Raw genomic sequence first — 24,915 nt, forward strand, 5'->3', positions numbered from 1 at the left:
TCTATTCCATATCAATAATGCCTACCACTTCATAAGCTCTTGTGCCATCTACCTGTACTTTTTCGTAGAGTATATTTGCGTATTCGTAATACGATTGTCCGTCTATGGTTACTTTTTCATAATCTTCTGGAAGTTCGTACACGACTGTCCCTACTTCTGGATCTACCACTTCATATTCATTATTTATTTGAACATAAAAGATACCTTGGGAGTTGTAATAGTTACGCGTGTTGTAACTAATACGTGTATAGTTTACAGGTAATGTTTTTATTCTAAACCCTACTTTTGGTGCTATAGCAATGTAACGTCCTCTAGATTGGGTATAATACTTATTATTTCCATAATAGTAATTTTGACCATTATGTTTAACTACTGTTTTATTTGGTACCGTTCTTACGGATACCACTTTTTTTGTCGGCTTTTTATAAGTGACATTTGAACTCGAAACTCTATTGTTTGTTGTCTTTTTTGCAATGGCGCTAGTTCGCTTTGTTGTGGTCGTAGTTACTGTTTTAGAATTACTACGTTTTGTTTGCGCTGAAACCTGTGTTGACATTCCTATCAGCATCAATGCTGGTAATACTATTGTTTTGATAAGTGCTTTCATAATTTTAGTTTTTAATATGTTCAACTTTTTCAATCTTTAAATAAGACTTTACTTGTAATTGATAGTTTAAAGGTATTTGTATTATTTCTGAAATAAAAAGCAAATAGACGGTTGCTACAATTGTATCTACGAACAAGAAAATTATATCGATATAGCCATCTTAAGGTTTATACTTAAGCCTTAATTATTGGTCATAAAAAAAGGTATACTTAATACAAGCACACCCTTTTCAGCTATTAAATAAACTAGGGTATTTATTTTAATAAACTTAATAAACCTGTTAATTCCGTTAGATTTAAACTGGAATTGCTATCAGTATCTAATACATTAAAATTCTCAGCAACTGAACCAATTGCCTCTGTTGAGCTTATTGCTTCATCGTTATTAGTATCTAATAAACTAAACAGACTTGTAATTTGCTGCACCGTTGAATTAGAACTTAATGAGCTTAATAACGTTGCTGCCTGAGATAGCGTTGATGTGTTAACGTCTTTTACACTATTACAGCTAAATAGTGTAGCGGCTAGAGTTAATGATAGTACTACTTTTTTCATGTTTGAAGGATTTAATTAATTGAAGACGCAAATGTAATTTTACAGAATGGTATTTAGAAAAACAATATACATACCCTGTGTATTCACCGTTGAATGCGAATATTTTATAGACGAAACAGAAATGTGGTTTGTTTTATAAGGAGTTGTTGTTAATGAACTCTAAAAACTTTGATTTGTATTGTTCAGACACTGTAATCCGCTGTTGGTTAATGATAATCTGACTGCGTTCAATAACATCTATATTATGTAAGGATACAATAAATGATCGGTGCACACGCATGAATTGAGATTCGGGGAGTTCTTCTTCTAGCGATTTTAAACTCATCAACGTTAAGATAGGCTTTGGGTTATCTTTTAACCATATTTTGATATAATCTTTTAAGCCTTCAAAATATAAGACATCTGCTAATTTGACGCGTAGTTGTTTGTATTCGGATTTAACAAAGAGGAATTCTTTTTCTTTAGATAGGATGCTTTCTCGTTTCCCTTTTACCAATTGAAACCAGGTATTAGCTTTGTTGGCTGCGGCTAAAAACTCAGCATAATCAAACGGTTTTAGTAAATAATCTATAGCTTCGACTTTAAAACCTTCTAAGGCATAATGATCAAAGGCTGTGGTGAAGATAACACGGGTTTCTTTAGGTAGCATTTTAGAAAATTCAATACCTGTAAGATCTGGCATTTGTATGTCTAAAAAGAGTAAATCTACTGGATTGTTTTTAAGCACCTCCATCGCTTCAATAGCACTACTAAATTTGTTTTTTAGATCTAGGAACGGAGTTTTTTCAACATAACTTTCTACTAAATTGAGCGCCATAGGCTCATCGTCTATAATACTACAGGTGATTTTAAAGTTGCTCATATTTAGTTGATTTCAATTTTTAAAGTGACTAAAAAACGGTCGTCTTTTACAATTGTTTTAAAGCTGAATTTATCTGGGTATAACAGTTCTAATCGTTTTTCTAAATTTTGAAGTCCGATACCAGAGCCACTTTTATCGTCAGTTTTCTTCGGGAAATTATTGTTTTCCACTGAAAATAAAACGATGTTATCATCACTGGTCATGTTAATGTCAATATTACTTGTTTTCGTTGCTGAGACACCATGTTTAAAGGCATTTTCGATCAATGAAATAAATAACAACGGAGCTATTTGAATGCCCGTCTCTTTAAAAGGAAAGCTATAACTCACAGATGTTTTGTCTGAAACGCGCAACTTCATTAGATCGATATACTTTTTAAGAAAGTCTATTTCCTTAGTAAGAGGAATGGACTCTACATTAGTTTCATACAACATATAACGCATTAGTTTACTTAAACTGTGTATAGATGATTTGGCTTGGTCTGGCGAAATATCGACTAAAGAATAAATATTGTTTAAGGAGTTAAAAAAGAAATGCGGTTGTAATTGGTAATGCAAATGCTGTAACTCTGACTTTAACTTTACATGCATTGCTTCTTTACGTTCCGCTTCGGTTTTATTCCAACGTTTTGTTGTTTTTAAAGCAATTGAAAATAAAAGCGGTGCTAAATAGGATAAGACTTGTATGTAGACGGCTATTTTAAATGGTGGCGCAACTCTGTATGAGTTCTCAAAGCGTTTTTTTAGAATTTGTTGAAAGAAATTATCTTCAATATATTCTTTTAAAAACAAGAAAAAGGCAATCAGTGCTGCATTTATAACTATAAAATGCAGCATTTTTTTAAGGAACAAAAAGCGATCTACTAGGACAAAGTAATTGAAGTAGAATATAATCACAGAAAATACTAAAGGGATCCAGAAATGCGCTTTAACTCTATCTAACTCTTGTTCTTGGCCATAAGACAGCAGGTAAGGTAAACTAAATAGTGTTAACCAAACTAGTAAGTGCAAAAGGGCTGTAATTGTTTTATTCTTGTACATAATTTTATTATTCGTAACGTAAAGCTGTGATTGGGTCTAAAGCTGATGCTTTTCGTGCAGGATACCATCCAAAAAAGATACCCGTTACAGCACAAACTGCAAACGAAATTACAATAGAATACAATGCCACGCTTGTAGGCCAATTTAAGAATTTTTCTATGAACACAGTGGCTCCGAGTCCTAATAATACACCCAAGACACCACCTGTGATACTAATTAGGATGGCTTCGATTAAAAACTGCATTAAAATATCGGATCCCTTACCTCCTACTGCCATACGCAAACCAATCTCTTTGGTACGTTCTTTTACAGAAACATACATGATATTCATAATACCAATACCTCCAATTAACAATGAAATACTTGCGACTGCGACCAATAAAATGGTTAACATTTCGCTGGTAGAACTAAATGTTGAAATTAATTCCTCCATAGAACGCACCGTAAAATCATCGTTATTACTATCCGTTAATTTATGTTGCACACGCAAAATATTAGAAACTTCTAAAACGGCTTCTGGCGCTTCTTCTTCGCTGATCGCAGAAGCCATAATTTGATTTAAATGATCGATAGCCAAAATACGTTTTTGTACCGTTGTATAAGGCGCAATAACCACATCATCCTGATCTTGACCAAAAGTATTTTCACCTTTTTCTTCTAAAACACCAATCACTTTAAACGGGATATTATTAAAACGAATCATTTGTCCGACCGGATCCTGACCGTCAGGAAACACATTTTCTACAACGGTTTGCCCAATTACAGCTACTTTTGACGCGGTTTTAACTTCTGCTTCTGTAAACATGCTGCCGCTCTGTAAACCGACGACTTTAATGTTTAAATATTCAGGATTAACACCATAAATTGATGATGGCCAGTTGCTAGAACCATTTATAACCTGACCTCTACCTTCTACCACAGGAGAACTATAACTTAATAAAGTCGATTGTGCTTTAATCGCTTCGTAATCACTTAAAGTTAGCGATTCCATGACGCTAGCTTCTTGTCGTACACCACCTTTGGTATCAGCTCCCGCTTTTATAGTTATCATATTAGAACCCATTGCAGAAATGGAAGTACGAATACTTTCCTTTGATCCTTCTCCAATGGCTAACATAGCGATAACAGATGCTACACCTATAATAATTCCAAGCATCGTCAACAACGTTCTTGTTTTGTTAAGAATGATGGCTTTTGTTGCGATTTTAAATAAATTTAATAGTCTCATCTGTTTATATTTATAGTTTTTTTAAGGTCAAAATGGAATGCCACAATTACATCTAAAGTCATATTAGAATTTTGATATGGTATTTTATAATTAATCATCTTGTTTAGGTAATTTGGCTAATTCGTTTGCTGCAGATTGTACGTTATGATTGTTATAATCTTGCATTACTTGTCCATCTTTTAATACAATGGTTCTGCTGCTAAAGGTGGCAATATCAGGTTCGTGCGTTACAAACGTGATGGTAATACCTTGCTTGTTTAATTCTTGAAATAAGGACATGATCTCGTACGAGGTTCGTGTGTCTAAGTTTCCCGTAGCTTCATCGGCTAATATCATTACGGGATTATTCACTAAAGATCTCGCAATGGCTACACGCTGTTGTTGTCCACCAGAAAGCTGTGACGGTGTATGATGCAAACGTTCACCTAATCCTACCTTTTCTAAAGCTTCAACAGCGCGTTTTCTACGTTCTTCTGTAGATACTTTACTATTGTATAATAATGGTAATTCTACATTTTCAATCGCCGATGTTCTTGCTAAAAGATTATAAGATTGAAAAATAAACCCAATCTTTTCGTTTCTAATGGTTGCTAATTCATTTCTGCTGAGGTCTTTTACACGTACACCATCAATTTCATAGGTTCCTGAAGTCGGTTGATCCAAGCATCCTAAAATATTCAGCATGGTACTTTTACCCGAACCACTCGATCCCATAATGGTCACAAATTCTCCTTCTTTAATATCAAACGAAATACCTTTTAACGCATGTACCGTTTCGGTTCCCATGGTAAACTCTCGTTTTAAATCTTCTATTTTTATGATTGCTTTGCTCATGATTCTTTGTTTTCTATTACCTTTTACGTTGTGGCATAAATGGGCTTGTGCTTTTAGCTGCCGTACTCACTTCTGATTTGTCAACTTCTTTTAAACTATAAACGAGTTGATCTCCTTTAGAAATACCGCTTAAAATTTGTACGTTAACTCCGTCACTAGCTCCAAGAGTTACTGCCTTTTGTGTTATAGAACCGTCAGATCCCAATACCCAAAGGGCGGTTTCTTCTCTAGACCGTTCGCTCGTATTGCCCTCTAACTGATGTTGTAAGTTATACGCGCTTAGCGTTTCTCTTTCCGGTTTAAAGTTGATGGCTTTGGCTTCTGCTGTTAATACATCATTCAATTCTAAAGTATAAATAGAGATCGTCGCTGTTAATCCTGGTTTTAGTTTTAAGTCAGGGTTATCTGCCTTAATTACAACGGTGTACGTCACTACATTTGAAGTAACTGTTGGGTCTAATCGTACTTGTGTCACTTCACCTTCAAAGGTTTCACCTATGTAAGCATCTACAGTAAATTCTACACGTTGACCTTCTGTAACTTGTCCGATATCAGCTTCATCCACATCCGCTTCCACTTGCATTTCTTTTAAGTCTTGTGCAATGGTAAATAAGGTTGGTGTGCTCAAACTTGCTGCTACGGTTTGTCCTTCGTCAATAGCTCTAGATAATACAACACCATCTATAGGCGAATAAATATTGGCATAACCTAAATTAGTTTTGGCTTGTTGTAAGTCTGAATAACGCTGTGTCACCGTTCCTTTTGCTGTTTGGTAGTTGAATGCCGCATCATCAAAATCTGATTTACTTATCACTTGATTATCATATAATGTTTTTTGTCTGTCATAAATAGTTTGTGTGTAACTTCTTTGGCTTACGGCATTATCATACACTGCTTGTGCTTGCGTTTTAGCTGCATTTAAGTTGGTTTTATCCAATTCAGCAATCAATTGACCTTCCGTAACCACACTGTTATAATCTACATGTATTTTTTCTACAACACCAGATACTTGTGTTCCCACTTCTACTTGTGTGATAGGCTCCATGGTTCCGGTTGCAGTGACCATAGTTGTGACGTTAGCTTGTTTTGCTACTATTGTTTTAGCTTCGATAACCATGCCGTCGTCTCCTTTTAGAAAAGCGTAGCTCGCAAAAGCAATTACTATGACTGCTATGCTGGTTATTATGATGGTTTTCTTATTTTTTTTCATGATTATTTGAATTAAAGTTTAATAGAGTTTCCTTGATAAAATTGTAATAATTGATGGTATAAAATGCTTAAGTATTTCGCTTGTAAATAATTTTGTTGTGCATTAGTATAGGTGTTTTGACTAATTACTAAATCGGTAGTACTTAAGCCTCCTAGTTCATATTTTTTCTGCGCTAGATTATAAGATTGTTCTGCCGCTGATTGCGATGCTTCTGCTGCGACCAATTGCTCTTGTGCTGACACTGCATTTTGATAAGCGGTTTCCACTTTCTTGTATACCGTCTTTTCGGTCAGTTGCTGATTAATCTGTGCTTTTTCAATATTAATCTGTGCCGATTGTACTGCTGCTTTTGTCTGATTTCTATTAAAAATGGGAATGTTTAAAGACAGTCCGACACGTTGATTAAAATTCACATTAAACTGATCTGAGAAGTTATTATCATTGACACTTGTAAATCCAGATCCCAAACTACTCACTAACGATAAGGTTGGTAAATAGGCGCCTTTAGCAATGTCTAAACCTTTTTCGCTTACCTCTACTCCAATTTTACTCGCGCTAACTTCAGGTAGAATACCAAGTGCTTTAGTATATATTGCCACTTTATCGAGTTCTAGCGTAATGTAATCTGTATCGGTATTTAAAGTTTCAATCTCTATATCTTGAGTTGGGTCTAACTCTAATAATTGTTTTAAGGCTATAATGTATTGTTGATAGTTATTTTTAGCCGTGATAACAGCATATTTGTTTGTTGCCGTTTGACTCTGTGCTTCGGTGTAATCACTTAAGGCAATAGTACCAGCATCTAATCTTGCTTTGGCACGCTCAACTTCCTTTTCTGATGCTGCGACATTATTTTCAGCGATAGTAACAGCTTCTTTAGCATATAGAATTTGTAAATAATTTTCTAAGATGCTTAGAATAATGTTGTTCTTCGTTTCTTCTTCGAGAAATACACTTTGATTTAATAATAATTCGTTCTGTGCAATTTGATTATTAATCTGATTGCCCTGAAACAAAGTCATAGAACTATTAAGACTGACGTTAGTACTATAGATTTGATCCGTAACATAATCGCTAGTAATCGGGTCAATAGAATTTCCGTTAGAAAATGTTTCAGATACTGTACCGTTTAGGTTTGGAAGTCTAGATGATTTCGCTTTACTATAATCTACTGCGGCTTGGTCGTAATTTAAAGCCGCATCCTTTATAGTAATATTGTTTTCTAAGGCATATTGAAGACACGCTTCTAAAGTCCAAAGTTTTGAGGTTTCTGAACTCGTCTCTTGTGAAAAGATAAGCTGAGTTACTAGCAGTGTTATGATGATAAAAAGATGTTTCATTTTTACGTGTATTTAATTTTACACTACAAATATGAAACGATATCCAATCTTAATATAAAGCGATAGACGTTTGCGCTAATTCACTATATGAATTGAGGTATTTTATCGATGAGATTTTTTTGGAGTTTAATATTAGTTGATCGTAGATAAATTGATGGCACTTAACTGTTGTGTTGTGACAATAAAAAAAACCTGCTAAAGAGCAGGTTTCGTTTTATTAAAAATCGGTTACTTTATATTCAAAATAATCGACTATTTTAAATCGTTTTTATAACGCGTAAGTATCAGCTATAGGTGCGCAAAAACTTAATTCAATTCTTGCATTATTTCAGCGAACAATTCCGAAGATCTTATCTTATCATTTATATCAAAAATATGAGTGGCAGCAATAAGCTCATCAACTTTAGATTGCTCTAAGAACTCTTTAACCTGAGCTTTAACTGTAGCTTTACTTCCAATAAACGAATATTTCAACATTTGATGCACCTGAGGATTTCTCATAATATCTCGTAAATCTTCTGTCATAGCTGTTGGTGGTTGCACATTAGCGCGTCTGCCTGTAAATATGCCAACTATCATTCTAATTAATGAGGTTGCTAAGCGTTCGGCTTCTTCATCGGTATCAGCGACAATAATATTAACGCCAGCTATTATATAAGGTTGTTCTAAAGTTTCGGAAGGTTGAAACTTTTCTCGATAAATACTAATGGCATCCCACAAATGCGTAGTCGCAAAATGACTCGCAAAAGCATAAGGCAAGCCTTTTTTTGCTGCCAAATGCGCACTATCTGTACTAGAACCGAGAATATAAATTGGCACATCGACGCCTTCAGCGACTGTAGCACGTACTTTTGCGTCTTCATTTTCTATAGAAAAATAAGTTTGTATTTTTTCTACTTCCTCTGGAAATGACTGAGCCGCTTGCATAAAATCTGATCGTATGGCTTTTGCTGTTTCAGGATCTGTACCTGGAGCTCTACCTAAGCCTAAGTCAATACGATTAGGATATAAAGCACCTAAAGTGCCAAATTGTTCTGCTATAATTAAAGGTGAATGGTTGGGTAACATAATACCACCAGAACCAACACGTAGCGTATTTGTACCTTCTGCAACATAACCAATTAATACCGACGTTGCACTACTTCCAATATTAGCTGCATTATGATGCTCTGCTAACCAATAGCGCGTGAATCCTGAATTTTCAGCATGTTGCGCTAATTTTAGGGTGTTGTTAAAGGTTTGTTTTAGTGTTAAACCTTCGGAAACTAATGCAAGGTCTAATATGGAATATGCTATGGATTTCTTTGTCATAAGTAAACACAATTATTAGGGTTTAGTGTTAATGATATACTTCTGTTTTATTTAAATCTTTTTTGCGTAAATTTAAACTAATTGATAAGATTTAATCAAAATACGAATTAGAATAATGGTCACTTATTATTCCTTTTAAGTTATAAATGACCATATGTTTAAATAAATCTTCTTTTTGATAGGTTTCAAATAAATTATTGTCTTTAAATACGAGGTTGTCGATTCTGAAAAAATAAATTTTAACGACTAATTCTATATGCACCTCTTTTTTAATGTTGCCTTTATCTTGCGCCTGCTTCAGTAAGTTATAGACTATGGTATTTGCTAATTCTTCAACAAAAGCGTCAAATAAACGATTCGCTTTAGGGTAGTACTTTTCTAAACCAAAAAGAAAAGAGGGTTTAAAGTATCTTAAATACTCAAACCCTCTTTTGTAAATTAATATAACACTCAAAACAGGATCATTACCATGATTCGCAATAATCTCATTTATATTTTCTCTATATTCATTAAATAAACTCTCAACACCAGAAGTGATTAAGTCTTCTTTATTGTCAAAAAAGGTATAAATAGTCTTCTTAGAAATACCAAGTTCATTTGCTAATTCGTCTAAAGTGACATGCTTACTCCCAAATTGAGTAAACTTTGCAATAGAGCGTTCTAACAATTCTGCTTTAGTAATCATAGTACACTATTTTATCTCCAACCACCACCAAGCGCTTCGTATAAATCTACTATAGATACTAATTGTTGCAATTGACTATCTATAATATTAAGCTCTGCGCTTAAGGCACTTTGTCTTGCTGTTAAAAGATCTAAATAGTTAGCATAACCATTTTTAAGTAATTCTTCTGAATTAGCTTCGGCTGTACGTAAGGCTTCAACTTCATTCTTTCTAAACTCGAATTTTTTAGTTTCAGATTCATAAGAAAATAAGGCATTAGAAACTTCACTTCCTGCAACTAACAAGGTCTTTTTAAACTGAAGTAAGGCTTGCTCTTGTTGTGCAATAGCCACTTCTTTTTGAGTTTTAAGCTTACGCTGATTTAAAAGCGGTTGTGTTAATCCTCCCACAATATTAGCAAATAATGAATTGGCGCTAAATAAATCGTCTAACTCTAAACTTTGTAATCCGCCAGCTGCCGTTAAGGTTAAAGATGGATACAAGTTGCTATTCGCTACATTGGTCAATTCAAAAGATTGAATTAAGCTATATTCAGCCGCCATAACATCTGGTCTATTGCTCAATAAAGTTGCTGGTACACCTAGTTTTATGTCTTGCTCAATTTCTTGAATATCTAAACTGTTGCGTTCAAAATCTTGCCCAGATTTACCCAATAAAATACTTAATGTATTCTCTGTTTTAAAAATAGCAGTTTCAATATCTACTTGTAATGCTTTTGCATTATTGTATTGCGCGATATTTTGATCTACTGCCACTTGTGTCACCTGACCTGCATCTTTTAGCGCTTTAATAGTTTCCACACCGCTTTCTCTTGTTGCAATGGTTTGCTTAGTCACTTCTAACTGAGCATCTAAAGCTATTAAACTGTAATAGGTGTTTGCAATGCTAGAAATCAGCTGTGTTTTTACAGCTTGATGTCCTGCTACGCTTTGTAAATAACCAGCTTGTGTTGCTCTTTTATTGCTTCGGATTTTCCCCCATATATCAGCTTCCCAAGATAAGTTTGCTGTAATATCGAATTGATCTGTAGACCGATCACTTAAGAATGCACCAAATTGGGTGTTTTTAGATAATTCTTGATGCGTCCAGTTGGTACCCACATTTACAGATGGTAAATAACCCGCTTTACCTTGCTTAGCATAAGCTTCTGCTGCTACCATTTGCTGAATCGCTATACGAACGTCCATATTATTTTGCAGCCCCTCTTCAATATATTGTTGAAGGTATTGATCTGTAAATAATGTTTTCCAAGATACATCTGCCATAGATATACTATCTGTTGGCAGATTATCTGTTCTGTATAATGTTTCAGTTTCCGATTCTAATTCAGGTCTTACATAATCTTGCGCCACAAAACAACTTTGTAATGTAATCGCAACAATTAGCAATAATGAGCCTTTACTAAAATTTCTATGTTTTATAATCGATGTCATAGTTTTTAATCTTCAATAGTTTTTGTTACTGGTTTACTTGAAACTTTTTCTTGTAACCACTGAAATAATATAAATAATATAGGAATTACAAAGACTCCCATAATAGTTCCAATAAGCATACCACCTGCTGCACCTGTTCCTATTGAGTTGTTACCTTCGGCTCCAACTCCACTTGCTAATACTAATGGCATCAATCCTAAAATAAAGGCGAAAGATGTCATTAAAATTGGACGTAAACGTGCTTTTGCTCCATGGATTGCTGCATCTACAATCGACTCACCATTCTTTCGTCGTTGTAGCGCAAACTCCACAATAAGGATGGCGTTTTTAGCTAACAGACCAATAAGCATGATTAATGCAATTTGGAAATAAATGTTGTTTTCTAAGCCTAAGAACTTCGTGCTTATGTACGCTCCAAATACACCAAATGGTAATGATAATACCACTGCAAATGGTAACAAGTAACTCTCATATTGTGCACTTAATAAGAAATACACAAACAGAATACTTAGTATAAATATAAAGGTCGTTTGGTTACCAGCATTGACTTCTTCTCGGGTTAAACCAGAATAAGAAACTGTGTAATTACTCGGTAGTTTAGCAACTTCGTCTTCAATTATTTTAATTGCATCACCTGTACTAAAGCCATCGTTGGTAGCACCTGTAATAGTTGTTGAGTTGAATAGGTTAAAACGCGTTACCGATTGAGGACCATACACACGCTTTAAGTTTACAAACTGTGTAATTGGTGTCATTTCACCAGAATCAGTTCTCACATACATACTATTTAAAGCACTTTCATCAGCTCTATCTTCTGGTAATGCTTGAATATACACTCTAAATTGTTTTCCGAATTTAGAGAAATCTGAAGCATAAACTCCACCGATATACCCTTGTAAAGTTGAAAAGATACTCGTTATCGAAACTCCTTTTTCTTTAGCCAAAGGAACGTTAACCTCCATTTCATACTGTGGATAGTTAGTGTTGAATGAAGATGTCGCATATTTAATTTCAGGATGTTGCATTAAAGCCATCGTAAAATCATTCTTTGCTTTATCTAAATCTGCAAATTCGCCACCAAACTTATCTAATAAGTTAATTTCAAAACCAGCCGAATTACCAAAACCACGAATACTTGGCGGTGAGAAGAAAATAATATTAGCTTCAGGAATTGATGCTGCAATACCAAATAATTTTCCGGTAATCGCTTGTGCAGAAAGTGCGTCGTCTTTACGCTCTCCCCAATCTTCTAATTTTATAATTCCGAAACCAAAGTTACTACCAGCACCACTAATTAAACTTCGACCTTTAATAAAGTTAACACCGACAATACCTTCTATACCTTCAATTTTTTCATATAATTGTCTCGATACGGCATCTGTTCTATCTAATGATGCTCCTGGAGGTAATTCAATATTCGCGAAAATAATTCCTCTATCTTCATTTGGTACAAATCCTGTAGGTGTGGTGTTAGATGCCCAATAAATTCCGACACCTGCAATAACTAAAAGTAGTACTGAAACAATTTTTCTTCTATATAAAAAGTGAAGTGATCTTCCGTAGCGCTCTACAGTAGCATTAAACCCACGATTAAATAAGGTATAAAAACGTTTTAAAGGACCTTTGCCTTTTAATTCTTCATCTTCTTTATGTCCTTTTAATAATAAGGCACATAATGCCGGACTTAAAGTTAAGGCGTTTACTGCCGAAATAAGAATTGCAATAATTAAGGTGACACCAAATTGCTCATAAAACACACCAGTTGGACCGGTTACAAATGTTACAGGAATAAATACGGCTGCCATTACCAACGTAATTGAGATAATCGCTCCAGAAATTTCGTTCATCGCTGTTAACGTTGCTTTTTTAGGATTGTGTTCTCCTTCATCCATTTTCGCATGGACGGCTTCTACAACAACAATGGCATCATCTACCACAATACCAATGGCGAGTACTAATGCGAATAGCGTTAATAAGTTAATGGAATACCCAAATACATTCAAGAAAAAGAAGGTACCAATAATAGAAACGGGTACTGCAATTGCAGGAATTAAAGTTGATCTAAAATCTTGTAAGAAGATGAAAACAACTAAGAATACTAATAAAAAGGCTTCTAATAACGTGGTTACTACTTTGTCTATAGAGGCATTTAAAAATAAACTGGTATCGTATGGTACAAAAATATCTAAACCTTTTGGTAGATCCGCTTTTACCGTTTCTAGTGTGGTTTTAATATTTTCAATAATCTCTTGGGCGTTAGAACCTTTAGTTTGAAAAATCCCCATAAATACTGCAGGATTTCCTAAACTCATTGCGTTAGAAGAATATGATTGTGCATCTAATTCAATAGTTGCAACATCTTTCAATCTTAAAAATTCCCCGTTTCCTAAAGCTTTAATAACAATATCACTGTATTGACTTTCGTCTTTAAAACGACCGCTATACGTTAATGTGTACGAAAATGATTCCCCATTATTCTGTCCTAAAGAACCTGCAGCTGCTTCTAAATTTTGTTCAGCTAAAGCGGCAGAAATATCAGAAGGTATTAAACCATATGAGGCTAATTTTTCAGGATTTAACCAAATACGCATGGCGTAATCTTGTTGTGAAAAGACACTAACATCACCAACACCACTAATACGTTGCATTGCTGGGATAACATTAATTTTTAAGTAGTTTTGAATAAATGTAGCATCATAATCCTCACTTTCAGAATACATAGAAATGAACATTAATGCACTTGTTTCTTGTTTCTGAGTGGTTACACCTGTTTGAATCACCTCTTGAGGCAATAATGGGTTTGCTCTAGCCACACGGTTTTGAACGTTTACAGCTGCAATATCTGCATCGATGGTTTGATCGAAATACACTGTGATTTCCGCCGCTCCTGTGTTAGATGCTGTAGAGGTAATATACGTCATACCTTCTACTCCATTGATTTGCTCTTCAATAGGAATAATAACACTTTCTAAAACGGTTTCTGCGTTTGCACCTGTATAATTCGCCGTAACTTTAATTGTTGGCGGTGCAATATCTGGATACTCTTCTATAGGTAAACTTGAAATACTAATAACTCCAAGTAACACTATAATAATAGAGATTACTGTTGAAAGCACAGGTCTTTCAATAAATGTTTTTAACATGATTACTATGTTTCTAGGTTAATTAGTTTTTAAATAAAGTAGGTATCTGTTTAATAGCCTCTTCAAAAGGTGTGTCTTGCGGAGAAATCACCATACCGTTTCTTAATTTACCAACTCCAGTTATTACAATTTTATCATTGGTATCTAAGCCAGATTCTACAACATATAGATTGTCTACAGTACCTTGTACTTTTATAATTGCAGTCTCAATTTTATTCTCAGCACCAAGTTTAAAAATCATAATATTTCCTTGTTGCTCAAATGTTGCCGTTTGAGGAACTACGATGGCGTCTTTATATTCTATAGGAAACTTTATTTTACCACTGTTTCCATTGGTTAAAATTTCATTAGGATTATCAAAAGCAGCTCTAATTTTTATAGTTCCTGTATTTTGATTGACTTGCCCTGTGCTAGTTTGAATTCTTCCTTTTTCAGAATATTCTTTTCCGTTGGCTAAAATCAAACTCAAGTCTGGAGAATTTTTAATACGCTCTGCTTTCGTCTTTCCTTCAGATCTCTGTAAATGGTTAATGTATTGTGCTTCGTTAAAACTAAAGAATGCATATACTTGATCAATCTCACTTACAGTTGTTAATGGGCGCGCGTCACTTGGGCTAATTAAAGCTCCTTCTCTAAAATTAATTGAACCCACATAGCCATCAATAGGACTTTTAATTGTTGCATAACCAATATTTGCAGAAACACCACTTAGATTAGCTTTAGCCTGAGCTAAATTAGCTTTTGCTGTTTCTAATTGTACAGCACTTATAATGTTCTTTTCTACTAAAGGCACTAATTTATCTACCTCTACTTGTGCTACATTAACACGAGCTTTTGCTGCACCAGCATCTTGACTTAAAGACTGAGTTTCTAGTCTAAATAACGTTTGTCCTTTTCGTACTTTCTGACCTTCATCAACATATACTTTTTCAATATAACCAGATGTTTTAGCTCTTACATCACTATTTACAATACCTTCAATAGTTGCAGGATATTCTGTATGTCCTGTTACTGTCATCGTTTGTATTTGAGTCACCGGAAAAGGAGCTGGTGGAGCTTGAGATGGTGCTGCTGTAGCATTTTGCTTATCGCCACAACTGACAATAACTAAGAATAATCCTAGGATAGTATATAAATTAGTCTTTTTCATTTCGTTTTACTTTAAATTTTGAATTGGTTGTTTATTAATTTTTCTCTTAGGGCTTTTACAGAAGAAGACGCTTCGTCTATAAACATGATATAATCGTTATGAAATGTTAAATCGAACTTCTCGTCTTCATTTTCGATTTTTTCGTTGTTTTGTTTGTCTTTATAACTTTTAATTTCGATGTGCACTTCGCGTTCTTCTTGCCAATGACTTATCATTCGGTCTACATGTTGTACTATAGTATCTTTATTAATGACAAAATACTTTTTGCGATCTCCTGTTTTTGTGAAATACTCAATTTTGTTTAAATCTTGTAAATGATTAAGGTGCGTTGAGATGGTGCTCTTACTTGCACAAAGAAGACTTACTAAGTCTTCAAATGTAGCTCCTCTTTTACCAGTGAGTATAACGTAAGACAAAATTCGCGCAGCGACAGGAGCCAATTGCTCTCTGTTCTCCAAATGAACACCGAGTTTCTCAACTAAGCCCATTTTTTTTTGGCAGATATTTTCTTTCATTGTTTAACTATTTGCTACTGATTTTGAAACTAAAATTATCAAGAACAGTAAAATTCTATGCAAATATATCTATAGGTTCGGAACAAACCGAACTAATCGAAGTTAAATGAATGTTAAAATAATTAACGGACTAAAAAAAGACTATAAAATGATAGTATAAATGAGTGTAATATATTTAAGGTCAATATAGATACGCATATCTAAATAGGTCTGTAATTCTGCGTATTTAGTTACATTAATGTTAATGACTTGTAAGTTTTACGAGTGGATTATGACATTAAATTGAAAGATAATTTAATACCTTGAATAATCATACCAGTACCAATAATGGCAATAATTAATCCCATAATTTTACCAATAACAGAGATGACGTTATTACCTACCAATCTAACGATGTTATCACTTAATCTAAATGTGATATAAGCAAGTATACTCATCAGCCCAAATATAGCTATGACTAAAATAATGTGAATCGGTTCTACATTAGCTACAAAGTTCATCGCTGTAACAATAGTTCCTGGGCCTGCTAAAATAGGAATGGCTAATGGTGATACAGCAATGTTTTCATCAATATCTACATGTTTAAGGCTCTTAACATTAGACTGTTTAGATTGCAGCATTTCAAAACCAATATAAAATATTAAAATCCCACCTGTAATTTTAAAGGCAGGGATACTAATATTAAATAACTCAAAAATAAATTTCCCTAACAATACAAAGACCGTAACAATTATAAAGGCAATGATATTTGCTCTTTTATTAATGTCTTCTTTTGTTTTTTTATTTGCACCTTGGGTTAAGGCCACAAAAACCGTCATGTTTGATATCGGATTTGTGATGGCAAAAAAACCGGTAAATACGGTTATACAAAATGTAATTAAGTTATCCATTTGACGGAAAATTTTGATTTTCAAAAAAAAACGCAAAACTAGTTCTTTATCTCTTAACTAATTTTATTTATTAAGATTTAAATCAATATTATGTATTGCGTTTCAAAAGATACAAAATTTGATACGTTTTATGGAAAATGCTTCATTAAATAGCGTTTCTTTTTTATATGGTAAGAGTTCTATTGAATAAATCATTGGTTTTTATTGTATCCTAAGCATCAGTAGGTACTGGTGAAAAACAACCGTATTTAATCTTTGGTCTTTTCTAAAGCTTTTCTAATGTGCTCGCTATCCCATTGATTATCAAATTCTACAATGCCTCTTTTAAAATCTTCATTTAAGAATTTTTCTTGTTGCTCTAATTCTTGTCGAGCTTTAAAAATATAGCTGTCGTCACCTGGTTTCAGTTCTTTAGCTAAACGTCTAATTATCGCTTCATCATATTTAATAAAATTATGAACTTGTGTATTTAAGGTATGTTTTCTAAAGCCCATTTTGCTTAATACATCTTTTGCTAAAACTAAAGAGGTTTCTAGCGATTCGCGATATATGTTTTCCATTCCTAAATTTAATAAATCGTAGGCTTCATATCTATTTTTAACACGAATCATAAGCTCAACATGTGGATATTTTTCTTTGACCATTTTAGTTACGTGCTTCGTAACACTAGGATTGTCAATTGCGCAAATTAGGATTTTGGCTTCGGCTATTCCGGCAGATTCTAACAAGTCTAAACGCGTGGCATCTCCATAATACACTTCAAATCCCATCTTTCTTAGAAAATCTACACGATTAGAATCTTGATCTAAAATGGTAGCTTCAACACCATGTGATCTTAAAAAACGCCCAACTGTACTCCCAAAATGTCCAAAACCAACCAAGATTATTTTTTGCGATTTTGCAATATGATCCATCGGTCGTTGTACAGATTCTTTAGTTCCAATTCTTGGAAGAATCAATCGTTCATTAATAATACTTATAATTGGTGTGAGTGACATACTTAATGCTGTTATTACAAGCATCATATCCATTTGTTCTTGATTTAAAATATTCAACCCAAAAGCGAATGATAATAATACAAATGCAAATTCACCAATTTGTGCCAATCCAAAAGTCAGCAATAATTTCTGATCTAATTTCAGTTTAAAAACATAACCCGTTACAAATAAGACAGCTGCTTTTATGACGATAATAGCCAGTAATATTCCGCCAATGGTCAACGGGCTTTTTGCAATAACAATAAAATTAATTGAGGCACCTACAGCCATAAAAAACAAACCTAATAGTAGGTTTTTAAAAGGTTCAAGTGTACTTTCAAGTTCGTGTTTAAATTCACTATTTGATAATACGACTCCACCTAAAAATGCACCCAAAGCTGGACTTAAGCCCACATACTCCATCAAAAAAGAAATAGAAAAGACAATTAAAAGTGCTGCCGCAATTAATAATTCTCGTACTTCTGTTTTTGCGACTTTACGTAACATGGGTACAATTAAGTATTTACCCGCAACAATGATTAAGACAACCGATAAAATAATAGCCAAGGTTTGAAAACCCATTGGTAAATTATCTAATAAATTAATATGTTCTTTATGATTATCTGCAGAAGAAACAGCATCTGTGCTTACTAACAAAGGCATTGCTCCAAGCATCACAATAACAATAAGGTCTTGAAACAATAAAATTGAAAACGATGACGTGCCAAATGTGGTATCCATCAACCCTTTTTCCTTAATGGTTTGCATTGCAATTGCTGTAGACGATAGCGCGACAGCCATAGAGATAACAAGCGCTATTTTCCAATCATAACCCAAAAAGGTAAATAGCATATAAGATAGCAGCATCGTACCCCCTACTTGTAAACCACCCATTCCAATAATGGTTTTTCGCATGTTCCAGAAGTTCTTGGGCTCAATTTCTAATCCAATTAAAAACAGCATAACGACAACACCAAATTCGGCAAAATGCATAATATCTTCTCCTTCATTTCCTATAAAACCTAAAACATAAGGACCGATTAAAACACCTGCTAACAAATATCCTATTACCGAACTTAATCCTAATCGTTTGGCTATAGATACACATATAATGGCACCTAATAGAAATACGATAGCTTCAAAAAGTATACTTCCTGTCATATATTATTGTGGTTGAAGTTGCGGAATATCATTCAGAAAAAAGCAGCCATTAAAATCGTCTAACGTCAAATTTTGTTGAAGTAAATAAATTAATTTTCCATATTGACTCACATGGTTTGCTAATTGGTCTTCAGTTAACGTATGTGTTCCCATGACAGCAAATGGAGGTAAATAATTCATGCCACATAAATTTGCAGTTTGTTCAAATGGTCGTAAAAACTGATTCACCGTAAAACTATTTGTGCCTTCAGAACAATATACTTCTCTTGCGCCACCAGTTGTAATCACATTTAAACATGTTTTAGATAACAACGCATTTCCGTCGGGACCGTAAGCCCAACCAAATTCTAAAACCAAATCAATCCACTGTTTCATTAATGGAGGACAACTATACCAGTAAAATGGATGATGCCAGATTATAATATCATGCGCTTCAAGTAGTTCTTTTTCAGCTTTCACATCGATATGAAAATCTGAATAACGTTCATATAAGTCGTGAAACGTGATACCTTCCATGTCTTTTATATGATTAACGAGCGCCGCATTTACCTTAGATTTCTCAAATTTAGGATGGGAAAAAAGGACTAATATTTTTTTCATCTGACAAATTTAACTGAAAAAGATTTGATTGATGAATACCTTATGCTACTATTGAGTTTGTGATACTTAATAATGCGCTTATTTTTTTTGCATTAATAATTTCGATATTCTCACCATAGAGGGCTCTGTTTTGAAAGATTCTTTACTGACTTCAAAATGACAAAAAATTAATTCTTCAGAAATGTTTATCTAAACGTCACGATATCTTCAAAATTACGTCTTGATTTTCCGAATTCTGGATCTGCTTTTCTGTATCCAAAAGCAGCCATAAATGACAAACCGTATTTATCGGTATCTACTCCAAACTTGTCTTTTAATAAGGCTTCTGCTTTTTCTTGATGGAACCCTTCAATTGGACACGAATCAATTCCTGTTAAAGCAGCAGCAGTCATCATATTACCTAAAGCGATGTAGGTTTGTTTTGAAGACCAATCGAATAACTTTTTATCGGTATCTAAATCAAAATCACGCTCTTGAAACTCCCTGTAAAATGTAGAATACATATCAATAACCTCCTGTGGTAATTGTTTTACATCCTTCATCATGTGCATAATATATTCTGAATCGTGTTTAACCATTGGTGCTTTCATGCTTAAACCTAATACAAAATGACTAGCAGTATCCAATTTTAAAGGCGCTCCCCAAGCAACAGGTTTTAATAACTCACGTAACTCTTTATCTTGAACAACGATAAAATGCCAAGGTTCAAAACCAAATGAACTTGGTGATAAATGTGCTGTTTCTAAGATGAATTTCATGTCTTCATCTGATACTTTTTTAGTGGCATCAAATTCCTTTGTTGCATGTCTGAAATTAAACGCATTTAAGATGTCTTCTTTTGTAATATTTGGTGTATTCATTTTATATGTTTTTTAAAGGTTGTTTATTATTTTAACGCAAATGTAGAGGCATCCTTCTTCTTATTTAAGTACGAAAAAAGGTGATATTGGTATAAATAAAGGTTTTTATGCTTTTAAACCTTGTGATTTTTATAATTTAAGTAAAATAACACTGTCGTTTACTCCTGTTTATACCTTTTAGAAACAAACAAACCTCTATTCTTACGTGTATAAGTTTATTTGATCCATCTAAAAGTAAGATTAATTCTAGGTTGAATTGGTTTTGAAGTTTTAGGTATTTTGTGTTTCCAGTTATTTTGTGTCGCACCTTGCATGAGTAGTAAACTTCCATGAGCTAACGGAATAGAAATTCGTTTTAGATCGTTGCGCGTTGCGTGTTTTAATTGAAAAGGTCTTGTGGCTCCAAAAGTAACAGATCCAATAACTGTATTTTCACGTTGACTTTCTTCATAATCTTGATGCCAATCGACGCTGTCTTTTCTATCTCTATAATAATTAAGTAAACAGCGGGTGAATTTTATGCTCACCTCCTGCTCTACCCGTTCTTTGATGCATTTTAAATCGGCATTCCATGGAAGCATTTTACGATTGTTGTCAGCATAAGACACCGTTTTTGCTGTATCTCCATACCAAGCCGTTAATCTAGGTAAATTAACTTGCTTACCATAAATGGTCATGGAGTCTTGTTCCCAAATGGTATTTTTAAGTAAACTATCGTAAAGTCTATTGCTTTCTTTTGTAGAGAAAAAATTCTCAAATAAAGTTACATCAGCGCCTGGCAAATCAAATGTTGTTTTAATAACTTCATCCGTAGAAAATAACTCAGTTTGATTGAATAGATCCATGTTATTATGCTCCAAATAATTTATAGGTTAATCGCGAAAAAAGTAAAAAACTAACAGAAAAATCATGTGTTATTTACTTCCTTCAATTGTCTTTTTCCTGAGGTCTTTTATAAAATAGCCCAACATAATAATGATGAAAAAAGAAAAAGGCAATGAGGTTATAATTAATAAACGCTGCACAGCTTCTAAAACATTGATATTCGCTTTAGAATTTCCTAAAAGTATCAAAGCGATTGTTGCTAGTAAAATGAAAACGGACCAAATAAGGCGATGCATTTTACTTGGGTTTTTAGATCCTTTATCCGTAAACATACTCAATACAAATACGGCAGAATCTACAGAGGTTATTAGAAAGCTTATCAATAAAAACAGGGATGTAATGTTTAAAACTGTTGCGTACGGATAGTGCTCAAAGAACACAAATATAGAAGCAAATACATTACTAAATTCGTTATTATATACGCCCCAGTCTTCTATTAAATGGAAAGCAGAGGTTCCAAAAACGGAGAACCAAAAAAAGGTGCCTAAAGAAGGAATAATTAAAACCCCTAACAATAGTTGTCTTATGGTACGACCTTTGGATATTCGGGCGATAAATATTCCTGTAAAAGGCGCCCATGCCAACCAAAATGCCCAATAATAGAAGGTCCAATCGGTTAAAAACTCTAAACCAGGATTATAAGATCCCAATGCTAAACTCATGGGAACAAAATCTACAATATAATTTAGGGTTGTTTTAGCAAATGCAACCAAAATAGCACCCATATCGCTTGTTGTAAACACAAATATTAAAATAGCAAAAGTGACAATGATATTTAGTGTTGAAAATATTTTAATTCCTTTATTTACGCCTTGCCAAGCAGAATAGCATGCTACTGTTGAAATAAAAACACAAAGCGCTATGGTTGTTGTAAGTCCGAAGTCATAATCTGAAATATGATTGAGGCCTCCATTAATTTGGGTTGTTCCAAGACCAATTGCTGCGATTAGTCCAAAAACAGTGGTTATAATTGTCGTAACATCGACGCCTTTTTTTAAAAAATTACTTTTTATATGGTCGTCAATAGTCGCACTAATTCTGACTTTCTTTTTTTTAACATGCAACGCATAGCCAACAACCATAGCAAAAAGACCATAAAATGCCCAAGCTGTTAGTCCCCATTGATAAAAGGTAAACTCTAGTGCTAAAATATTAGGTGATAGTTCGGATGCATAAGGTGGATTTTGCTGCATAAAAACAGGTTCTTGTACTGCTCTTAATAAAATACCAGACCCCATTCCTGCGCTATATAACATAGCTGTCCAAGACCAAAGTGAATATTTTGGTTTAGAGGAGGGTTTCCCAAGTTTTATGTTTCCATATTTGGAAAAAGCAATAAATATGAGTGCCAACACACATCCAAAACCTAGATATAAATAGAAATAGCCAAAATAATTCCGAACCCATAAAGAAGCACTTTCAATGGCGCTATAACTTGCTTCTGTTGCAAAAAACACGATTAAGCTACAGGTGAATATTATGCCTACAGAAATAGATAAAATGGAATGTTTTCTAAGAAGCTTTAAAATCAAGAGAATTAGGTTTATGCAAAAATAAGGATTAGAATGTAAATCCTAATTCCTTCCTCTCTAAATTGAATCCTATTTTGTACATAAGCGGGATAATAATGTACTTTAAAAGGTTTGTAAAGTGGAATTATGAATTTGTAATTCTTTTTCAACTAAATTTGCTTCAAGTTATCCTTAATACACACCAAAATGCATATAATTGAAGCTTTTAAGCCTTTCGAAATACAAGAAATAGAATTAACAGAATGGAAACAGCGTCCTGTTAAAAACAACTTTTTCGAATTGGTTTTAATTAAAGACGGATACGGTACTCAGTGTATTAACTATAATGATGTCAGCTACAGCAAAGGCAGTATCTTTTTATTACCTCCTTTAAAATGTCATTCATTCAACATAGAAAAACAAACAAAATTTGTATTTCTAAAATTTACGGATTCTTTTTTTAAGAATGTAAATAGAATCAATATAGACCGAAATGAGTGGTTTAAAGAGGCGTCCTATATATTATCTAACTACAATCAATTGCCAGGAGATATTATTAAAAACGAAATCGATAGAAATCATTTAGGAAGTTTAATAGAAATGATTTTGCAAGAATCTAGAAGTTACGGGGAGTCTTCAATTAACCTTGTTACAAGTCTTATGACGAGTGTTCTAGAAATACTTATCAGAAATATTAAAAAGAGTAATTATTTTGAAGTTCCAAACAACAGTGACGACAGAATTGTCAAAATGCTTACTTATATTAATGAAAACATAGACAAAACAGAATTACTAAAAGTCGAAAACTTAGCGGATGTTTTTATGATGTCTTCGACTTATGTTAGTGAATATTTTAAAAAACAAGTCCACATGTCTTTGCGCGAATACATTATTAAAGCGAAATTGAAGTTAGTGGAAATACGTTTACTAAATTCCGATTTTACATTAACTCAGATTGCTGATGAGCTCGGATTTACAGATGTTAGTCACTTGTCTAAAACCTTTAAGCGTTACGCTGGTACTTCGATCCGTGAGTTTAAAAATAACGGTGAATATATGATGCTAAAAAGAGGAACTTGTGTACCGACTATTCGTGCATAGGTCTAATATATATTTCTCTTGTCATTAGTTATCCGTTGTCTTAATGGATAACTATTACTTATAAATGTACTTTTTTTCGGACAATTTATTTTATATTGTGGAAACATAAACAAACAGTATAAAGACTGATTCTAAATGGATTGAGTCCTTTTTTAAAAAACAAATTAAGTATATTTGGTACTATGATAACAAATACTTTTTCTTTTAATGACTAAAACTAGAGAAGTCGATATTCGTTTTTTTAATAAGACAACTTTTATTGATGGTCTATTTTATATTTCATTTTTAGCAACCGTAATTGTGAGTATCTGCCTAGAAAGAGAACAGCTTGTTTATGTTTTACCTATTGTTATCTTTTCTATTATTTTCAAATACATAAATCTCACCAAAAAGAAAGCTAATCCGTTATTTATTATAGCCTTGTTGGCCATATTAGTTTCTGATCTGTTAGCGTCTTCTTGTTTTGAAAATTGTTTTGTTTGGATTGCTATATTTGCTTCTGTATATTTAATATGCTGCGCGTTGAGTCTCAAGAAATATTTACATAAAGGTAAGTTGAAATCGTTATTATCCTTTTCGTTTATAGTTAGCTCAATATTGATTTTTTATGTCCTTTATTCCATTTTGGACCTGGTTATTAGTTTTCTACCCGGTATTGACGTGTTCTTTCTTATTATATGTAGTGTTAGTTTAATCATTTACAACATAACGGTTGCTATAATTTATATAAGAGACACGTACCATAATGGTACCGTTTTATTAGCATCTAGTATTTTTACCTTTTTTCAAATTACCTTAATTGTTATTAATGAGTTTTTGTTATATGATAAAACGTTTACGGTATTAGCAGTGAGTTGCCATATAATAGCCATGTATCTATTTATGGATTTTATTGCTAAAACCAAGGTTATAAAACTAGAGGATATTAAAGAAAAATTTATTTAGAAAAGCGATGTATTTTTAGATTTTTATTAAAAAAGAAAGCTTTATGATTACATCACAAAGCTTTTCTGAAATT

At 33.4% G+C, this 24,915-nt stretch carries 22 protein-coding genes; 2 read left to right on the forward strand and 20 right to left on the reverse strand.

Annotation, left to right across the window (positions count from 1 at the left end):
• Position 1: 1 nt before the first annotated feature.
• The 20 genes from DFQ09_RS06615 to DFQ09_RS06710 form a co-directional block, all read right to left on the reverse strand.
• The gene (locus tag DFQ09_RS06615; RefSeq protein ID WP_115808859.1) at positions 2-607 is read right to left on the reverse strand and encodes a DUF6515 family protein; all 606 of its coding nucleotides are present in this window, start codon (positions 605-607) and stop codon (positions 2-4) included.
• Positions 608-861: 254 nt separating this feature from the next.
• Positions 862-1,161 carry an EF-hand domain-containing protein gene (locus tag DFQ09_RS06620; RefSeq protein ID WP_115808860.1) on the reverse strand — a complete coding sequence of 100 codons (300 nt, stop codon included), beginning with the start codon at positions 1,159-1,161 and terminating at the stop codon, positions 862-864.
• A gap of 133 nt (positions 1,162-1,294) precedes the next feature.
• Positions 1,295-2,023, reverse strand: coding sequence for a LytR/AlgR family response regulator transcription factor (locus DFQ09_RS06625; protein ID WP_115808861.1), 729 nt, complete (start codon positions 2,021-2,023; stop codon positions 1,295-1,297).
• Positions 2,024-2,025: 2 nt separating this feature from the next.
• On the reverse strand, positions 2,026-3,063 hold the full coding sequence (locus tag DFQ09_RS06630; protein ID WP_115808862.1) for a sensor histidine kinase: 1,038 nt from the start codon (positions 3,061-3,063) through the stop codon (positions 2,026-2,028).
• 7 nt (positions 3,064-3,070) lie between these two features.
• Positions 3,071-4,291 carry an ABC transporter permease gene (locus DFQ09_RS06635; RefSeq protein ID WP_115808863.1) on the reverse strand — a complete coding sequence of 407 codons (1,221 nt, stop codon included), beginning with the start codon at positions 4,289-4,291 and terminating at the stop codon, positions 3,071-3,073.
• Positions 4,292-4,381: 90 nt separating this feature from the next.
• Positions 4,382-5,125: an ABC transporter ATP-binding protein gene (locus tag DFQ09_RS06640; RefSeq protein WP_115808864.1), complete on the reverse strand. Its 744-nt coding sequence runs from the start codon at positions 5,123-5,125 to the stop codon at positions 4,382-4,384.
• A gap of 16 nt (positions 5,126-5,141) precedes the next feature.
• Positions 5,142-6,335, reverse strand: a complete 1,194-nt coding sequence (locus DFQ09_RS06645) for an efflux RND transporter periplasmic adaptor subunit (protein ID WP_115808865.1) — start codon at positions 6,333-6,335, stop codon at positions 5,142-5,144.
• A gap of 11 nt (positions 6,336-6,346) precedes the next feature.
• The gene (locus DFQ09_RS06650) at positions 6,347-7,675 is read right to left on the reverse strand and encodes a TolC family protein (RefSeq protein ID WP_115808866.1); all 1,329 of its coding nucleotides are present in this window, start codon (positions 7,673-7,675) and stop codon (positions 6,347-6,349) included.
• Between the two features lie 306 nt (positions 7,676-7,981).
• Positions 7,982-8,986 (reverse strand): LLM class flavin-dependent oxidoreductase, encoded by a 1,005-nt coding sequence (locus DFQ09_RS06655; protein ID WP_115808867.1) that lies wholly within the window; start codon positions 8,984-8,986, stop codon positions 7,982-7,984.
• 91 nt (positions 8,987-9,077) lie between these two features.
• A complete protein-coding gene (locus DFQ09_RS06660; RefSeq protein WP_115808868.1) occupies positions 9,078-9,671 on the reverse strand; it encodes a TetR/AcrR family transcriptional regulator in 594 nt (197 codons plus the stop codon).
• 11 nt (positions 9,672-9,682) lie between these two features.
• Positions 9,683-11,104 carry an efflux transporter outer membrane subunit gene (locus DFQ09_RS06665; RefSeq protein ID WP_115808869.1) on the reverse strand — a complete coding sequence of 474 codons (1,422 nt, stop codon included), beginning with the start codon at positions 11,102-11,104 and terminating at the stop codon, positions 9,683-9,685.
• A 5-nt stretch (positions 11,105-11,109) separates the two neighbouring features.
• Positions 11,110-14,247 (reverse strand): efflux RND transporter permease subunit, encoded by a 3,138-nt coding sequence (locus tag DFQ09_RS06670; protein ID WP_115808870.1) that lies wholly within the window; start codon positions 14,245-14,247, stop codon positions 11,110-11,112.
• 22 nt (positions 14,248-14,269) lie between these two features.
• Positions 14,270-15,397, reverse strand: coding sequence for an efflux RND transporter periplasmic adaptor subunit (locus DFQ09_RS06675; protein ID WP_115808871.1), 1,128 nt, complete (start codon positions 15,395-15,397; stop codon positions 14,270-14,272).
• A gap of 11 nt (positions 15,398-15,408) precedes the next feature.
• Positions 15,409-15,912, reverse strand: coding sequence for a GbsR/MarR family transcriptional regulator (locus DFQ09_RS06680; protein ID WP_115808872.1), 504 nt, complete (start codon positions 15,910-15,912; stop codon positions 15,409-15,411).
• Positions 15,913-16,181: 269 nt separating this feature from the next.
• A complete protein-coding gene (locus tag DFQ09_RS06685) occupies positions 16,182-16,802 on the reverse strand; it encodes a MarC family protein (RefSeq protein WP_115808873.1) in 621 nt (206 codons plus the stop codon).
• A gap of 248 nt (positions 16,803-17,050) precedes the next feature.
• Positions 17,051-18,940, reverse strand: coding sequence for a monovalent cation:proton antiporter-2 (CPA2) family protein (locus tag DFQ09_RS06690; protein WP_115808874.1), 1,890 nt, complete (start codon positions 18,938-18,940; stop codon positions 17,051-17,053).
• Between the two features lie 3 nt (positions 18,941-18,943).
• Positions 18,944-19,540 (reverse strand): glutathione-regulated potassium-efflux system oxidoreductase KefF, encoded by a 597-nt coding sequence (kefF, locus tag DFQ09_RS06695; RefSeq protein ID WP_115808875.1) that lies wholly within the window; start codon positions 19,538-19,540, stop codon positions 18,944-18,946.
• A gap of 185 nt (positions 19,541-19,725) precedes the next feature.
• Positions 19,726-20,400 carry an NAD(P)H-dependent oxidoreductase gene (locus DFQ09_RS06700; RefSeq protein ID WP_115808876.1) on the reverse strand — a complete coding sequence of 225 codons (675 nt, stop codon included), beginning with the start codon at positions 20,398-20,400 and terminating at the stop codon, positions 19,726-19,728.
• 215 nt (positions 20,401-20,615) lie between these two features.
• Positions 20,616-21,260 (reverse strand): alpha-ketoglutarate-dependent dioxygenase AlkB family protein, encoded by a 645-nt coding sequence (locus tag DFQ09_RS06705; RefSeq protein WP_245940317.1) that lies wholly within the window; start codon positions 21,258-21,260, stop codon positions 20,616-20,618.
• A gap of 54 nt (positions 21,261-21,314) precedes the next feature.
• Entirely contained in the window at positions 21,315-22,817 is a 1,503-nt protein-coding gene (locus tag DFQ09_RS06710; RefSeq protein ID WP_245940318.1) for a BCCT family transporter, read from the reverse strand.
• Between the two features lie 186 nt (positions 22,818-23,003).
• Here DFQ09_RS06710 and DFQ09_RS06715 point away from each other — a divergent pair, with 186 nt between their 5' ends.
• Together DFQ09_RS06715 and DFQ09_RS06720 are read left to right on the forward strand one after the other, a co-directional pair.
• A complete protein-coding gene (locus DFQ09_RS06715) occupies positions 23,004-23,897 on the forward strand; it encodes an AraC family transcriptional regulator (RefSeq protein WP_115808878.1) in 894 nt (297 codons plus the stop codon).
• 207 nt (positions 23,898-24,104) lie between these two features.
• The gene (locus tag DFQ09_RS06720) at positions 24,105-24,842 is read left to right on the forward strand and encodes a hypothetical protein (protein ID WP_115808879.1); all 738 of its coding nucleotides are present in this window, start codon (positions 24,105-24,107) and stop codon (positions 24,840-24,842) included.
• The last annotated feature ends 73 nt before the right edge of the window (positions 24,843-24,915 follow it).

Origin of the sequence: Winogradskyella pacifica (assembly GCF_003386275.1) — a bacterium.
GTDB classification, from domain to species: domain Bacteria; phylum Bacteroidota; class Bacteroidia; order Flavobacteriales; family Flavobacteriaceae; genus Winogradskyella; species Winogradskyella pacifica.